13 protein-coding genes are annotated in these 16,648 nt (G+C 63.7%); 8 read left to right on the top strand and 5 right to left on the bottom strand.

Annotated elements, in window-relative coordinates; all coding sequences use genetic code 11:
* Positions 1–346: 346 nt before the first annotated feature.
* Positions 347–970, bottom strand: a complete 624-nt coding sequence (gene msrA, locus R3F42_16205) for a peptide-methionine (S)-S-oxide reductase MsrA (GenBank protein ID MEZ5543558.1) — start codon at positions 968–970, stop codon at positions 347–349.
* Positions 971–1,091: 121 nt separating this feature from the next.
* On the opposite strand from msrA, the gene R3F42_16200 reads away from it, so the two are divergent.
* From R3F42_16200 to R3F42_16165, 8 genes are all read left to right on the top strand, one after another.
* Positions 1,092–1,403, top strand: a complete 312-nt coding sequence (locus R3F42_16200; GenBank protein ID MEZ5543557.1) for a hypothetical protein — start codon at positions 1,092–1,094, stop codon at positions 1,401–1,403.
* 162 nt (positions 1,404–1,565) lie between these two features.
* The gene (locus tag R3F42_16195) at positions 1,566–1,910 is read left to right on the top strand and encodes a hypothetical protein (protein ID MEZ5543556.1); all 345 of its coding nucleotides are present in this window, start codon (positions 1,566–1,568) and stop codon (positions 1,908–1,910) included.
* A gap of 209 nt (positions 1,911–2,119) precedes the next feature.
* On the top strand, positions 2,120–4,081 hold the full coding sequence (locus tag R3F42_16190) for an SLC13 family permease (GenBank protein MEZ5543555.1): 1,962 nt from the start codon (positions 2,120–2,122) through the stop codon (positions 4,079–4,081).
* Positions 4,082–4,093: 12 nt separating this feature from the next.
* A complete protein-coding gene (locus R3F42_16185) occupies positions 4,094–5,449 on the top strand; it encodes an ArsB/NhaD family transporter (GenBank protein MEZ5543554.1) in 1,356 nt (451 codons plus the stop codon).
* Between the two features lie 194 nt (positions 5,450–5,643).
* Positions 5,644–7,014: a sodium:proton antiporter NhaD gene (gene nhaD / locus R3F42_16180; GenBank protein ID MEZ5543553.1), complete on the top strand. Its 1,371-nt coding sequence runs from the start codon at positions 5,644–5,646 to the stop codon at positions 7,012–7,014.
* Between the two features lie 47 nt (positions 7,015–7,061).
* Positions 7,062–8,132, top strand: coding sequence for an FAD:protein FMN transferase (locus R3F42_16175; protein ID MEZ5543552.1), 1,071 nt, complete (start codon positions 7,062–7,064; stop codon positions 8,130–8,132).
* A gap of 106 nt (positions 8,133–8,238) precedes the next feature.
* The gene (locus R3F42_16170; GenBank protein MEZ5543551.1) at positions 8,239–8,697 is read left to right on the top strand and encodes a hypothetical protein; all 459 of its coding nucleotides are present in this window, start codon (positions 8,239–8,241) and stop codon (positions 8,695–8,697) included.
* A 124-nt stretch (positions 8,698–8,821) separates the two neighbouring features.
* Positions 8,822–11,077, top strand: a complete 2,256-nt coding sequence (locus R3F42_16165) for an ATP-binding protein (protein MEZ5543550.1) — start codon at positions 8,822–8,824, stop codon at positions 11,075–11,077.
* Between the two features lie 51 nt (positions 11,078–11,128).
* Here R3F42_16165 and R3F42_16160 read toward each other — a convergent pair whose 3' ends face one another.
* The 4 genes from R3F42_16160 to R3F42_16145 form a co-directional block, all read right to left on the bottom strand.
* On the bottom strand, positions 11,129–13,504 hold the full coding sequence (locus R3F42_16160; GenBank protein ID MEZ5543549.1) for a nitric oxide reductase activation protein NorD: 2,376 nt from the start codon (positions 13,502–13,504) through the stop codon (positions 11,129–11,131).
* 165 nt (positions 13,505–13,669) lie between these two features.
* Positions 13,670–14,476 (bottom strand): CbbQ/NirQ/NorQ/GpvN family protein, encoded by an 807-nt coding sequence (locus R3F42_16155; GenBank protein MEZ5543548.1) that lies wholly within the window; start codon positions 14,474–14,476, stop codon positions 13,670–13,672.
* Between the two features lie 145 nt (positions 14,477–14,621).
* A complete protein-coding gene (locus R3F42_16150) occupies positions 14,622–14,978 on the bottom strand; it encodes a ribulose bisphosphate carboxylase small subunit (GenBank protein MEZ5543547.1) in 357 nt (118 codons plus the stop codon).
* Between the two features lie 154 nt (positions 14,979–15,132).
* Positions 15,133–16,557, bottom strand: a complete 1,425-nt coding sequence (locus tag R3F42_16145) for a form I ribulose bisphosphate carboxylase large subunit (GenBank protein ID MEZ5543546.1) — start codon at positions 16,555–16,557, stop codon at positions 15,133–15,135.
* Positions 16,558–16,648: the final 91 nt, after the last annotated feature.

The following is a 16,648-nucleotide window of genomic DNA, read 5'->3' as shown; positions in this document are numbered from 1 at the left end:
GCGTGCCGCAACGGGCCAGGGGTAGGCATCGGGCAGATCCGTTCCATGCACTGCGCACTGCGCACGGCGCACGGCGCCTGCCTTTGCAGCAGTGGCCGGTATGTCAGGGACGCTTTCAGCGTACGGGTAGGCGCTTGAGTCGCGGGCGGCAGGGCGCCGGGAGCGGACTGCGGGGCAGGCATATCGGATGGACTAGGAAATAAGTACTAATGACACCGACGGTCAGACAGGGTAAGTTTCCCGCGACGACGACGGCGCTACAGCGGCACACCGCCATCATTACAGTCTTCAACTCCCGGTGGCCGATGGCCACCTTTTTTTTGCCCGCGGCAACAGCGGATCGCGCTCAGCCGCAACTGACTCCCGTGCCACCCAGACCGCAATAGCCACGCGGATTTTTCGCGAGGTACTGCTGGTGATAATCCTCCGCATAATAGAAGACCGGGACCTCGGAAACCTCGGTGGTGATCTGGCCGAAACCGCGCGCATGCAGGCGCGCCTGGTAGGCCTCGCGGGAAGCCAAGGCAGCCGCGCGCTGATCAGCGCCATAGAGATAGATCGCGGAACGGTATTGCGTCCCAACGTCATTTCCCTGGCGCATCCCTTGGGTGGGATCGTGTGATTCCCAGAACACCCTGAGCAGCGCCTCATAGCTGGTTGCAGCCGGGTCATAGACGACCAGCACCACCTCGGTGTGTCCGGTCAGGCCGGTACATACCTCCTCGTAGGTCGGATTCTCGGTAAACCCGCCGGCATATCCGACGGCCGTGCTGTAAACGCCAGGCAGCTGCCAGAACTTGCGTTCCGCGCCCCAGAAGCAGCCGAGCCCGAACAACGCCGTCTGCATGCCTGCGGGAAAGGGAGGAACGAGGGGGTGGCCGTTCACGGCGTGCCGCTCCGGCACCGGCATGCCGCGCTCGCGCCCGGGCAGGGCCTCTTCAGGTGTCGGCATCCTGGTAACGCCAGCCATGTTCACCCCCCACGATTCGCACGGATCAGCTTGCATTATAGCCGCACCGCCCAGCGGACGGGCCGGTACGGAGAGGAACCGGCAAGTATCGGCGCCGCCGACTGTTCGCTATACTGGCGGCATGCAGCAGAAAAAGGATCAGCGCTACGTCGGCATCGACAACGATATCAACGGCGGCATGACCGACACCGGCCGTATCATCCGCGATGCCTGGGCCTTCGGCCTGATCCCGGAAACCGAGACCTGCGCCGGCTGGAACCATCTGGCGATCGAGCAGCTGTGGGAAAAAACCAGCGTCGAATGGGGGAAGTACAATCACCGCGTCAATGACCTGCCCGAGGATATCCGCGCCCGCTACCTGCGTATCCAGCAGGCCGCCGTGGATCGGGCGCGCACGGCCGGCTGGGATGCCGACCTGAGCGACGAGGGCTGATCCGCCACCCACGCCGCCAGCGCGGTACACAAGCCCGCCCCCTCCCAAGCGGCCGCAGCAATCGGCCATGCCCGCTAAGCTGCGGAATACAAACCCGTTTTTTAATCCCGCCTTTGACTGGGGCAATGCATCTTGCTATAGTTCGGCGGCTTTTTTACGTCGATGATCCTGGTCCCGTTCGAGCTGCGCATGCCTGCATTCCGCATGATCATTTTCAACTGCCTGTGGCGGGCGCTGCTCGTGACGTTCGCCCTGTATGCCGTCGAGGGTGTCGCCTCGGCGTGGGACGGGACACCGGTATCGGGCTGCGAGCCGGAGACAAAGCCTGCCTGCGTGGAACCGGACACTGACGATACGGCCGCCGCCCCGGGCTCGATTCCCGGCACCGTGTTGCGCCATCGTCTCGACCTGCGCTTGCCGGCGTGCGCGCCGCATGCCGCATTCCCCGAGACCGGACGCATCAAGCTCATTCGTGGGCCACCCGGCGGCATGCGCATACCAGCCTGACCGGAACCGGCGCATTTCCCTGCAGCACCGGAGGGAAGACCAGATTTGCAACCGCCGCGGCGGGGTCCCAGACCACCGCGGCGTGACTGGATAAATCATGACGGCAATGCCCTGACGGTTACCGGTCCACCCGCGTAGCTGGCCAGACCATGCTGTCATTCTGTTGCTACGGGCGTCACGGCGCCTGTCCTGGCATGACTGGAGTAGACGTGAACACAACAGCGAAAAACATCCTCATCAAGCGCCTCATCGGTGCGCTGGTCTTCCTCGCCGTCGCATTCAAACTCAGTACCGCGGTCCCGACCGCCGAAATCGCCTGGGTTTCCGGCATACTCCTGCTGACGATCTACCTGTTCGTGTTCGAGATCGTCGACGTCGACGTGGCAGCTGTCAGCATCATGGTCCTGCTCGGGCTGATGTCGCTCGCCGGCCCCCTGCTGTTCGGCCTCGAACAGCCCTTCGTTTCGACCAAGCATCTGTTCGACGGCTTCGCCAGTAACGCCGTGATCTCGATCATCGCGGTGATGATCATCGGCAAGGGCCTGGACAAGACCGGCGTCATGAGCACCGTCGCGGGTTTCATCCTCAAGCATGGCGGCCGCACCGAGGCCCGCATCATTCCGTTCATCTCCGGCACCGTGGCGATCATCTCCAGCTTCATGCAGAACGTCGGCGCCGCGGCGCTGTTCCTGCCGGTCGTCAGCCGCATCTCGGCCCGCTCCGGCCTGGCGCTCTCGCGGCTGCTGATGCCCATGGGCTTCTGCGCCATCCTCGGCGGTACCGTGACCATGGTCGGTTCCAGTCCGCTCATCCTGCTCAACGACCTGATCCTGACGTCCAACCAGGCCCTGCCGCCGGACCAGAAGATGAATACCTTCGGCCTGTTCAGCGTCACGCCTGTCGGCCTGGCCCTGGTCACCACCGGTATCGCCTACTTCGTGCTGCTCGGGCGGCTGGTGCTGCCGGCCGGGCAGACGGAAAGCAGCACGGTCGGATCCAACACCATGCGCTACTTCCAGGACGTCTACGGCATCGACTATGCCCTGTTCGAGGTGCGGGTCCCGGCCGCGAGCCCGCTGGTCGGCAAGCTGTTCGACGAAGTCGAGGGCAACTCGCATATCCGCATTATCGCCACCATGCGTACCGACAAGGACACCCGCATCGGTCCGGGCGCGCTGGCGCGCGACCTGGGTATCGAAGGCGGCATGGTGCTGGGCATCCTCGCCTCCCCGGCTGACGTCCAGAACTTCGTCGAGAAATACGCGCTGAAAAGCAGCAGGAACCTGGAAACCTTCGGCGAGGCCCTGGCGCCGACCAAGTCCGGCGTCGCCGAGGTGGTCATACCGCCCGGCTCCCACCTGATCGGCAAGAGCGCGCGCGATGTCTGGATGCGCAAGACCTACGGCATCGCCATGGTCGGCCTGCACCGCGACGGCAAGACCATGCGGGAAGGCGACGACATCCGCAACCTGCCGCTCAAGGCCGGCGACACACTGGTCGTGCACACCACCTGGGATGCCCTGTTCCGGCTCGAGTCCAATCCTGATTTCGTGGTGATCACGACAGAATACCCGCACGAGGAGGTGCGCCCGAACAAGGTCGGCCACGCGCTGGTCTTCTTCCTGGTCGCGCTGTCGCTGGTGCTGTTCACCGACCTGCGCCTCTCGGTGTCGCTGCTGACCGGCGCGCTCGGCATGGTTCTCTCCGGCGTGCTGAGCATGGACGAGGCCTACAAGGCAGTGAGCTGGAAAACCGTATTCCTGCTGGCCAGCCTGATCCCGCTCGGCATGGCGGTGGAAAACACCGGCACCGCCGCCTGGATCGCCGAACAGACACTGGCGCTGCTGGGCGAGGTTCCGATCTGGATATTGCAGACCGCGCTCGCCGCGCTGGCCACCTTCTTCACGCTGGTGATGTCGAATGTCGGCGCCACGGTGCTACTGGTGCCCCTGGCCGTGAACCTGGCGCTCAAGGCCGGCGCCGACCCGGCGGTATTCGCGCTCACGGTGGCCATCGCCACCTCCAACTCCTTCCTGATCCCCACGCACCAGGTGAACGCACTGCTGATGGGACCGGGCGGGTATCGGGTGCCGGACTTCATGCGTGCAGGCGGTGTCATGACCGTACTGTTCCTCGCCGTCATGATGATCATGTTGAACATCATTTTCTGAGGATTTCATTCAATGGAAGCACACACCCTGACCGAACCGCTGATATGGAACAATCAAATGGCGATCTCCGCCGTTATCCTGATTGCAACCTTTATCGGAATCTTCACCGAGGGCGTGCACGGTTTTCACCGCACCAAATTCGCCATGGGCGGCGCCGCCCTGATGGTCCTGTTCGGACAGGTGTTCGACTTCTACAGCCCGGAACTCGCCGTCGAGGCGATTGACTGGAATGTGGTATTCCTGCTCGGCGGCATGATGACCATCGTCGCCATCATGATCCCCACCGGGGGCTTCCAGGCCCTGGCCTATCGCATCGCCGACCTGAGCCGTGGCCGACTGTTCATCCTGCTCGCCATGCTGGGCACAGCGGTCACGGTGATTTCGCTGCTGCTCGACAATGTCACCACCGTGGTCATCTTCGGCCCGCTGATCGTGCTGATCTGTCAGGCGCTCAAGGTCAGCCCGGTGCCCTACCTGCTGGCCGCAGCCCTGTTGTCGGATACCGGCGGCGTCGCCACACTGGTGGGGGATCCGCCCAACCTGATGATCGGTTCGGCCGCAAACATAGACTTCAACACGTTCCTGATCCACATGGGCGGCATCGTCTTTGCCGCCTGGCTGGCAATCCTGATCGCCCAGAAATACCTGTTCGCGCGCGAACTGGCGGTGACACCGCAGCAGCAGGATTTCTCCAACCGGGAAGGGATCAAGGACCGCCAGGCATGGTATGCCTCGGTCATCGTGCTGCTCATCATGGTCGTGCTTTTCATCTTCCATCACAAACTGGGATGGGAACCGTGGTTCGTGGCAGCGATCGGTCTCACGCTGCTGGTATTCATCGCACATCACATCGAACTCGACGAATCGTTCGAAGATGTGGAGATGAGTCTGCTGATGTTCTTCATCTCCCTGTTCGTGGTTGTCGGCGGCGTGGAACACAGCCACTTCCTGGAGTTCCTCGGCCAGTATATCCGTCCGTTCGTGGAATCCGACCTGCTGCTCGCATCCATCGTCCTGATGTGGGGCGCCGCGATCCTCTCCGCCATGATCGACAATATCCCGTTTACCGCAGCCATGGTGCCGATCATCCTGGGCATGGAACAGCAGGGAATCAACGTCACGCCTCTGTGGTGGTCACTGGCCATCGGCGTCGGCATGGGGGGTAACGGCACGCACCTGGGTTCCACTGCCAACGTGTTCATCGTTACCCTGTCCGAACGCCTGGCAAAGGACAGCGGGGACCCGAGCCTGCGCATCACACCCGGCCTGTGGTTCCGCAAGGGTACTCCGGCCATGCTGCTGACCCTGGTGACTTCATCCGTCATCATGTGGGCGTTCTTCGATTTCTTCAGCACGCCATTCCACTGATGGTTGCGGCGGAGCCGGCGTGCCTGGCAGCGAAGGCTGCGTGCTTACCGCGCAGCTGCGTCGCTGCGCGACTGCTGCCCTGCCGCGCGCGCTGGCCCTGACCCGTGAGATAACGCGTGCATACCGACACAAACAAAAATAACCGCACTGCACGCCGGGCGTGGCTGCCGGCCATCGCGGCCCTGCAGCCGGACATGCTCTTCGCCGCCACCGGTGGCCAGGGCGGGATATCCGACCTGGCCACAAGTCCGGTGGGTTATCTGTCACTGGCGATCTTTGTGCTCGCCTACCTGCTGGTGACCGCCGAGGAATTCATCCACCTGCGCAAGTCCAAGCCGGTCATCATCGCCGCCGGCCTGATCTGGGGGCTGGTGGCCTGGGCCGCGGGCGAGAGCGGCAACGGCCACCTGGCCGAGGCAGCCGCGCGCCACAATCTGCTCGAGTACGCCGAGCTGATGCTGTTCCTGCTGGTCGCGATGACCTACATCAATGCCATGGACGAACGCAACGTGTTCGATGCCCTGCGGACCTGGCTGATACGGAAGGGATTCGACTTTCACACACTGTTCTGGCTGACCGGCACCCTCACCTTCTTCATTTCACCGGTCGCCGACAACCTGACCACGGCACTGCTCATGTGCGCGGTCGTGCTGGCCGTGGGTGGCGACAACACCCGCTTCGTCACGCTGTCCTGCATCAATATCGTCGTAAGCGCCAATGCCGGCGGCGCCTTCAGCCCGTTCGGCGACATCACCACCCTGATGGTCTGGCAGAAAGGCATGGTGGAATTCGGCACCTTTTTCGCCCTGTTCGTGCCGGCGCTGGTGAATTTCCTGGTGCCCGCCATCATCATGCATTTCGCGGTACCCGCCGGCCAGCCGGACAGCGGCAGCGAGCTGATCGCCATGAAGCCCGGCGCCAGGACCATCATGGTGCTGTTTCTGCTGACCATCGTCACGGCGGTCTGCTTCCACAACTTCCTCGAGCTACCGCCGGTGATGGGCATGCTGACCGGCCTGGGCTATCTGCAGCTGTTCGGCTTTCTGCTGCGACGCGCGGAAAGCCGCATGCTGCAGTTCAACGACATCGAACGCGAACATGCCGGAAGGCTCGGCGACATCGTGCCCTTCGATGTTTTCAACAAAGTCGCGCGCGCCGAGTGGGACACCCTGCTGTTCTTCTACGGCGTGGTCATGTGTGTCGGCGGCCTGGGGTTTCTCGGCTACCTGGCCATGGCCTCGGACGTGATGTACAACCAATGGGGCGCCACCACCGCCAATATCAGCGTCGGCATCCTGTCCTCCATCGTCGACAACATCCCCGTCATGTTCGCGGTGCTGTCCATGAACCCGGACATGCCCACCGGCCAGTGGCTGCTGATCACCCTGACGGCCGGCGTTGGCGGCAGCCTGCTGTCGATCGGCTCCGCCGCAGGTGTCGCGTTGATGGGTCAGGCGCGCGGCAAGTACACGTTCTTCGGCCATCTGCGCTGGACGCCGGTGATAGCGCTCGGATATGCAGCCAGCATCCAGGTCCACATGTGGGTCAACGCCGCGTATTTCTGAATGCCGCAAGGAACCGGATCGTGCAATGCCAACCGATGGTGCAGACCATGAAACCCACACCCTTTAAGGCCACGCTCGTCGTGGCCTTGCTGCTGGCAACCGCGGCGGGCTGCTCACGCAGACCGGAGGTGGCCGAAGCCCGCCTCGATGTGCTTGGGACCTTCGCCCAGGTCAGTATCGCCGGACTGCCCCCGGAACAGGCCGAGACAGCGTTCCGGCAGGCGGAGCAGACGTTCCGGTCGCTGGACCACATCGGCTACACCTTCGCCAGCGGCGGCGAACTGCAACGCGTGAACGAGGCGCTGGCGCACGGACGCAGCATTGCCGTCAGCGACGAAATGGTCGAGCTGCTGGCGCGGTCACGCGAGCTGTCGTACGCCAGCGCCGGCCTGTTCAACCCGGCGGCCGGCAAGCTGGCCGCACTGTGGGAATTTCCCTGCGAACATTACGCCTGCGATACGCCGCCGCCCTATCCGGAGGAGGTGCAGGCGCTGGTCGATGCCAAGGTGGCGCGGATCCTGCAGCGCGCACCCACCATGGACGACCTGGTCGTGAACGGTAATCGCGTGAGCGGCCGAAACCGCATGGTGCAGCTCGAGTTCGGCGACGTGATACGCGGGCTTGCCCTGGACCTTGGCAGCAGCAGCCTGCGCCGGGCCGGCGCGGCCAATACCATGACTGTCATCGGCGGCAACGTGCATACGACGGGCAAGCGCGGCGACCATGCCTGGTGGGCGGGCATTCCCGATGCCGGCGGCAGCCACCTGATCGGGTCGATCGAAACCGGCGACGATGAAAGCGTGGTCACCGTGCACGCCATGGACATCGCAGCCGGTCGGCAGGAGCCGCTCTACCGGCGCATTGTCGATCCGCGCAACGGCAAGCCGGTCAGCGAGGTCCGTTCGGTGACCGTCGTGCACCGCAGCGCCATGGTCGCCAGTGCCGCCGCCACGGCCTTCCTGGTCGCGGGTCCCGGCAACTGGAAAAGCCTCGCGGACCGCATGGATACCCACGCCCTGCTGCTGATAAGCGCGGACGGAACCATCTATACCAGCCCTGCCATCGATCACCGGATACACTGGAAGGAAGGGATCACCCACCAGCACCTGATCCCCTGACCCGACGGTTGCGTTGAGCGAACCGATTGCCTATGGTTGGTGCTGGAGCACGCACCGGCGGACTGGCATACCCGATCCTCCCGGGCGGCGGGACACACCCTCACCTGTGGAGTGGAGTCGGTATTGGTCAGACGGGTCACAGAAACCTTTCCTGCCGGGCGCCGTCGCGGAACAGGCATGGACACTGCCGGCAGATATCTACAACCTGTCGCGCACCCTGCTCGGACGCAGCGAATTCAACTGCACCTTCGTCCCCATCCGCAGCATGCAGTTCCTGGCCGTGATCACCCGCGACGAGATCGTGTTCGTCGACAGCCAGGCTTATGCCGTCCACGAGAATGAGGGCGGTCGCCTGATCACGTTGGCCTGGAAATTCGATGCGGCCGCCGCGCGCGCGGCCCTCGATCAGCCGCAGCCCTGTCGTATCATCCATTACACGCAGGACGGCAGGCAGCTGCAGCAACGGCTGGTCGGCGCCTACCGCGAGGCACTCGTGCAGCTGGATGTGCGCTACCGCAATCGGGCGCTGCCGCCGGGCGGAGCACGTATCATCCCGTTGCAGTAGCCGGCGCGTGCGCTCAAGCTGCACCGCGGGCACGTAAAGCAGGCACCCTCGCAGCGAGCGGCAGCCGCACTGCACGGAAACCGGACAGGCATGGAATGCAGCTGATTACGACACGGGGAAGACGTTGATCGCGCGCCGCACGACCAGAGTACGCGCAAGCGGCGTCTGCCGGCAGGCGTGGCCGGCACCGGGGTTCCCGCGGCAGTGCCGCCGCAGCCTGGCACTGATCGCCTGCTGGCTGCTGTGCAGCGTACCGGCCACGGCGGCAACCGACCCCGCCACCACACTGCGGGTCTCTGCCGCGCGCGCCGTGGCCGACACCGGCCTGGTCGAATATCTCGCGGGCGAGTTCCGTAAGCGGCATCCGGACATAAGCGTAGCGGTCAGCGCCACGGGCGCCCTGACGGCGCTGGATGACGGCCGCACGGGCAAAGCCGATCTGATCGTCACCCATTACCCGCCGGAAGAGCAGCGCTTCCTGCAATTGGGTTACGCCACGCAGCGGATCCAGTTCATGTACAGCCAGTATGCCTTGTTCGGGCCGTATCCCGACACGCTCGAACTCGGCAAAACGGATTTCATCCAGGCCTTCCACCTGCTGAGGGACGCGGGTGCCGAGATGCTGGTCCCCTCCCCGCGCAGCGGCACGTACCGCAAACTCGAGGAACTGTGGGCCTCTGCCGGCATCGCACCTGACTGGCTGGGCTATGAAAATACCGGCAGCAGTGCCAGCGCCACGCTGTCCCTAGCGGCTGATGCCGGCGCCTACAGTTTCGCCGATGTCGGACTCTACCTCGCAAACCGGGACCGGCTGGCGCACGCACTGCGGCCCGTGTACCGGGATGATGTCGCCTTCAGGAACGAGATCAGTGCGATCGTCGTCAACGCAAGCAGCGTTCCCGGCGCCAGGCAGCAGCTGGCCGAACGCTTTCTGGAGTTCCTTATCTCGGCACCGGGCCAACAGGCCGTTACGCATTTCAGCGCGGAACGATTCGGCGTTGCGGTATACCTGCCGTCCGCACACGAAGACCCGACCGTCGGCAAGCTAGCGGCGCAGCACCGGCTTGCGCAGGAGACCCGCCAACGCAACCTTTCGATCGCTATCGGCGTCATCGTGTCACTGCTGATCCTGACGAGCCTCGGTCTCGTGCTGCACAGCCAGCGCCTGGAGCGCCGCAACTGGCGCAACGCCCTGGAACTGGAGCAGGCCGGCCGTGCCCAGGCGGTAGCGCAGCAGGCCGACCGGGCCAAGAGCAGGTTTCTGGCTGCAATGAGCCATGAGATTCGTACGCCACTGAACGCCATACTGGGCCTGGCGCAGATCGGGCTGCGCGAGAGCGCAACCGGCAGTTCCCGGCAACACTTCACGCACATCATCGATTCGGGCCAGCACCTGCTGGGCGTTATCAATGACATCCTCGACTTCTCCAAGATCGAGTCGGGCAAGTTCCGTATCACAGCGCAGCCGTTCCAGCTCGCGCGACAGGTGGAGAAAGTGGCGGGCATGGTGCGCATGCGCGCCGACGAGAAAGGCCTGGCGTTCACGAACCACTGCGATGCCAGCCTGCCGGCCTGGGTCACGGGCGACGCCCTGCGGCTGCAGCAGATCCTGCTGAACCTGCTCGCGAACGCCATCAAGTTCACCCGGCAGGGCGCGATAACACTCAGCGTGCGGCAAGCGGGCGCGATGACCACCTTCACGGTGCGGGATAACGGGATCGGCATGAGCGCGGCGGTGATCGCCCGACTCTTCATTCCGTTCGAGCAGGCCGATATATCAATTACCCGCGATCACGGCGGAACCGGGCTGGGCCTCGCCATCAGCCAAAACCTGGCGCAGCTGATGGGCGGCCGCATCACGGTGGCAAGCCAACCCGGTGCCGGCAGCGAATTCACCTTGGAATTACCGCTGCCGGCGGCGCAGCCGCCCGCCGACAGTGACAGTGCAAGCACAGGAGTAAACGGGATGAGGCTGAATGGACTAAAAATACTGGCCGCGGAAGACATGGAGATCAACCGCTACATCCTGCAGTACATGCTCGAACAGGAGGCTGCCAGGGTTGAATTCGCAACTGATGGCCAGCAGGTGCTGGATCGCCTGGAGCGCGCGGGTGCGGACGAACCCGACCTGGTCCTCATGGATGTGCAGATGCCGGTGATGGACGGCCTGACGGCGACACGGCGCCTACAGGAAATCGCCCCGGGATTGCCGGTGATCGGGCTGACCGCGCATGCACTCGCGGAGGAGAGGGAACGGTGTCTGGCAGCGGGCATGGTCGACCACGTAGCCAAACCGATCGATGCCGAGACCCTCGTCACCGTCATCCTGCGGCATGCCCGGGCGGTCCCGCCGGCCGCCAACCGCACCGGCAGCGCCTAGGCTGTGGCCAGCGCACGCCCGGCAGTTGCCGCGGCGGCACTCCCAGACTGGCTAGCCCGTGATCGCCGCGAACACGTTGGGCAGGCGCTCCGGCAGCCGTTCCACGTTGTCCACGATGGAGTAGTTGTTCTCGCCGAAGATGCGCGCGACATAGCGGTCGGCCTCCGGATCGAGCGTGAGACAGTAGGTATAGACGCCCTGCATGGCGAGGTCCTCGACCGCCTTCTTGGCGTCGTGGCGCAGATATTGCGGATCGCGCTCGTCGATGTCGGCCGGCTCGCCGTCGGTAACCAGCAGCACCAGGCGCTTGGTGGCGTTCTGCTTCACCAGGTGCGTGCCGGCATGGCGCAGCGCGGCGCCCATGCGGGTCGACAGGCCGCCCTTCATACCGGCCAGGCGTGACTTGGCCTCGTCCTCGTAGCGCTGTTCGAAGTCCTTGAAGCGGTAATACTGCACATCGTGGCGCCCGTCCGAGGCGAAGCCGTGGACGGCAAAGGCATCGCCGATGGAATCGATGGCCCAGCTCAGGAGGCCGGCCGATTCGCGTGTCAGCGACAGGATACTGGGCGCTTGCTCATCGCTCTCGTCGGCATCGCCAATCTTCTCGTTGGTGGACTCGGACAGGTCCAGCAGCAACACGATCGCCAGGTCGCGTACGTGGCGGGTGATGCGAATATTGATGCGTGGATCCGGCATGACACCGCGCCGAATATCGATCATGGCACGCACCGCGGCATTCAGGTCGAGTTCCTCGCCCTCCTCGTAGCCGCGCCGGCGCACGATACCCTGCGGCTGCAGCGCATCGATCAGGTGGCGGATGCGCGAGGCGACCGGCTTGTACTTGGTGAGGATATCGTCCATGAGTTCCGGATCGCCGCGGCCCTGCCGGCGTTCGTATACCGTGGTCCAGTCGGGCCGGTACAGCTGTACGTGATAATCCCATTCCTGGTAATGGTAGGGATCGGACACCGGCTCCTTGCCCCACATCTCGTTATAGCTGACCCCCATGTCCTCGTAGGGGAAGACCTCGGTCTCGCAGGTCCAGATCTCCTGTGCATCGTCACCGGCGTTCTCCACGTCGACCTCGTTGGCCATCTCGATGATGCTGACCTTGCGCCTGACCTGGTGCTCGCGCTCGGGCAGATAGTCGGCACCGCGGGTGTCGAACAGGTTCTCGGCGAAGGCCCAGATGTAGCGATTGTCGTCGCGGTACGGCAGCGGCATGTTTTCCAGAATACGCAGGGCCGGGATCGCGGCATGCTCGGTGAGCAGGTTGTAGAAACGCACGCCGAACATCCAGGAGATGCGGTTACCGCCGGCATCCTGCGCCAGCGCCGTGCGGAACTCGGCCGCGAGCGCGTTGATGAAATCCGCGTCGTCACGGTAGTCACCATCGAGCAGCGCCCGTGCCATCCGCATCATCAGGTCCATGCTGGGATGCAGCGGCTCCACCTTTTCCTTCGGCTCGGGCAGCGCCGTGTGAAACTGCAGCCAGAGTTTGCCAAGCCCGGGAAATTCGCGGATTGCCAGCTGCTCGACCCGTGCATCCTCGAACAGCTCGATCATCTTCATCTGCGCGGGACTGAGCTGTTCGGCGGAAAGTGGCGCGCGCGTATAGACCATGTGGGCTGCGCAATGCGCGGCAGCCGCACGGTAGACCTCGATCCCTTTGATGCCGCGGAAGCTGTCGAAGGCATCGGGCAGGTGTACCTGGAAGTACTCGATGAAGGGACGCAGACCCTGGCGGGTTTCGTAGTCACCGGAGGTGGGCCGCATGAAGAAGGCGCGTCCCCACAGTGCGCGCAGGTAGAAATTCAGCTTGCGCTGGTTGTCGACGAACAGCGTACCGCGACGTTCCTTCTGCAGCACGGAGCGGGAAGACTCGGTCTGTAGTGCGAAATACGCCATCTGGCCGTCCAGATCGCGCTGGTGCGCCTGGGCACCCCACAACGCCCAGCGCCGCAAGCCGCCGAGCGTCAGCTTGGAAAGCAGTTCATCGAGATTCTCCATCATGGGGCGCAGGCCGCGCGGCGCCTTGCCGGAGAGCTGGTGGATCAGATTCAGATAGCCGCGCATCACCTCGATGTCGCCGAGGCGGCGCGCGACCAGCGGCATGTTCGCCATGGTCAGCGTGACCACCGTTCCGGAGGTGTGCGAGGAGAGCTTCATCAGGCCGGTGACGATGTCCGGGATGATGTCCTCGCCGACTTCTTTGGCGACCGCGGGCATCTCCTGCACGTACGTGAGCACCAGGTCCTGGCTGCGGTTCAGCGCGCACATGGCGCGCATGCCCTCCAGATAGTTCTGCAGCCCGCGCGGCGACATAACGCGCGAGGCCTCCTGGTAGGACGACTCGAGTGCCGCACGGTGCTCATGGTCGTCGTCCTTGATGCAGGCGGAGACGTATTCGGAGAAGTCTATGGACATAAAAGATCCGCCACAGAGTACACAGAGGGATAACAGCTGAAAAACATGAGTTGCTTCCTATACCTGATACGGCAAGCTGACTTCCCGGTCCGCAGATTCCTTGAATAGCTTGCGCAGCGGCAGCAATAGTATTCTCTGTGCCCTCTGTGTCCTCGGTGGCAATTTTCAGAAGAAGGTGTTGACCGCCGCGTCCAGGGTGTCGCGCATGTCCGGGTCGTCGGTCAGCGGCCGTACCAGCGCCATCTGGCAGGCGTGTTCGGCGCTGATACCCTTGGACATGAGCTGGGCAGCGTACACCAGCAGACGTGTCGACATGCCCTCGTCGAGACCGTGCCCCTTCAGGTTGCGCGAACGCTGCGCCACCTGCACCAGCTTGCCGGCCGTCTCCGCGTCGATGCCGCCCTCGTGGCTGACGATCTCGGTCTCCACTGCGCTGTCCGGGTAATCGAAATCCATGGCGCCGAAGCGCTGCTTGGTGGACTGCTTGAGGTCCTTCATCAGGCTCTGGTAACCGGGATTGTAGGAGATCACGATCTGGAAATCCGGATGTGCATGCACCAGTTCGCCCTTCTTCTCCAGCGGCAGTTCGCGCCGATGGTCGGTCAACGGGTGGATGACCACCGTGGTGTCCTGGCGCGCCTCGACCACCTCGTCGAGGTAGCAGATCGCGCCGATGCGTGCGGCCACGGTCAGCGGGCCGTCCTGCCACTTCGTGCCGTTGATATCGAGCAGGAAGCGCCCGACCAGGTCGGATGCCGTCATGTCCTCGTTGCAGGCGACGGTGATCAGCGGCTTTTTCAGCCTCCAGGCCATGTATTCGACAAAGCGCGATTTGCCGCAGCCGGTCGGGCCCTTGAGCATGACCGGCATGCGCGCCGCGTAGGCGGCTTCATACATCTCCACTTCATTGTGGACGGGACGGTAGTAGGGTTCCTCTGAGATCAGGTACTGATCCGCGTTTACTTCACTCACTTGCGACCTCCAACTGACCGGATTTGATGGGGTCAGGATACGCTTGCCGGCATACCCGCACCCTGACCGCAATCAAACCCTGAAAAAAAGCCCCTGCCCCGCTGAACGGAGCAGGGGCTCTGCTCTTCGGCGTACGCCGGGATGATTACACGGGCTTGCCGCGGTAGATCACCATTTCGGCGCCCTTGGACTGGGCATAGTTGTCGAAACCGATCAGGCGCACGTGGTTGTTCGGGTGCGCGGCATGACAGGCTGCGGCTTCGGCCAGAATGGTGTCCACATCGGTCTCGCCGAACATCGGCAGCTTCCACATGTACCAGTAGCTGCCCATCGCATTTTCCGGCTCGGTGTGCTCGATGGCCGGGTTCCAGCCCTTGGACACGATGTACTTCACCTGGGCCCGGATCTGGTCGTCGGACATCGCCGGCAGATACGAGAAGGTCTCGAACTTGCGGCTGTTAACGTCTTCCAGGCTCGATTGGTAGTCCTGCATATCACTCATTGTTTAATCCTCAAATTGTATGTTCGGGTTTGATATGGATCCCGGAACGCGCCGCGAGGCGCGTCCGGGATGACCTTGCGGCTGCGCTTGTCCGCCTGGATCCCGGATTGCGCCTTCGGCTAGTCCGGGATGACCTTGCGGCTACGCCGCAAGGTCACTTGTGAGCAACGTCCAGTTTGTCCACCGTATCGAACTCGAACTTGATCTCCTTCCAGGTCTCCATGGCGGCAGCCAGTTCCGGACTGGACTTGGCGGCCTGGCGCAGCACGTCGCCGCCACGCTTCTCGAGACCTTCCACACCGTTCTTGTTGCGGTCTTCCACACAGGCCTCGACCGCGACGCGGTTGGCCGCAGCACCCGCGGCATTGCCCCAGGGATGGCCCAGCGTACCGCCGCCGAACTGCAGCACGGAATCGTCGCCGAAGATGGTGACCAGTGCCGGCATGTGCCAGACGTGGATACCGCCGGATGCCACGGCGAAGGCGCCCGGCATCGAACCCCAGTCCTGGTCGAAGAAGATACCGCGCGAACGGTCTTCCTTCACATAGCTGTCGCGCAGCAGGTCGATCCAGCCCAGCGTGGCCTCGCGGTCGCCCTCGAGCTTGCCGACCACGGTACCGGTGTGCAGGTGGTCGCCGCCGGACAGGCGCAGGATCTTGGTCAGCACACGGAAATGGATGCCGTGGTGCGGGTTGCGGTCGAGCACGGCGTGCATGGCGCGGTGGATGTGCAGCAGGATGCCGTTGTCACGACACCACTGGGCCAGGCCCGTGTTGGCGCAGAAACCGCCGGTGATGTAGTCGTGCATGATGATCGGGGCGCCCAGTTCCTTGGCGTACTCGGCGCGCTTGAACATCTCGTCCGGGGTCGGCGCGGTGACGTTCAGGTAATGCCCCTTGCGCTCGCCGGTCTCGGCCTCGGCCTTGTGGATGGCTTCCATGACGAAGTCGAAGCGGTGGTTCCAGCGCATGAACGGCTGGCTGTTGACGTTCTCGTCGTCCTTGGTGAAGTCCAGACCGCCGCGCAGGCCTTCATAGCAGGCACGGCCGTAGTTCTTGGCGGACAGGCCCAGCTTCGGCTTGATGGTGCAGCCGAGCAGCGGACGGCCGTACTTATTCATCTTGTCGCGCTCGACCTGGATGCCGTTGGGCGGACCATTGCAGGTCATGACGTAGGCGATCGGGAAGCGCACGTCTTCCAGGCGCAGGGCGCGAATGGCCTTGAAGCCGAACACGTTACCCACCAGCGAGGTGAACACGTTGACGACAGAGCCTTCCTCGAACAGGTCGATCGGGTAGGCGATGAAGGCGTAGAAACAGGTGTCGTCACCCGGTACGTCCTCGATGGCGTAGGCACGGCCCTTGTAGTAGTCCAGGTCGGTCAGCAGGTCGGTCCAGACGGTCGTCCAGGTGCCGGTGGAAGACTCGGCGGCCACGGCAGCGGCAGCCTCTTCGCGCGGCACACCCGGCTGCGGGGTAATCTTGAAGCAGGCAAGGATGTCGGTGTCTTTCGGTGTGTAGTCCGGCATCCAGTAGGTTTCGCGGTATTCCTTCACGCCCGCGTTATAGGTTTTGGCCATTGAATAAACCCTCCAGAGGTCTTATGGAAATGCGTCCACTGCGCGAGCCGGCCCCGGACACAGGGTGCCGCTCATGTGGTGGATGGCAGAC

This window comes from Pseudomonadota bacterium (assembly GCA_041395565.1).
Taxonomy (GTDB): Bacteria; Pseudomonadota; Gammaproteobacteria; order UBA9214; family UBA9214; genus UBA9214.
This window is presented reverse-complemented; position numbering and strand designations above follow the sequence as displayed.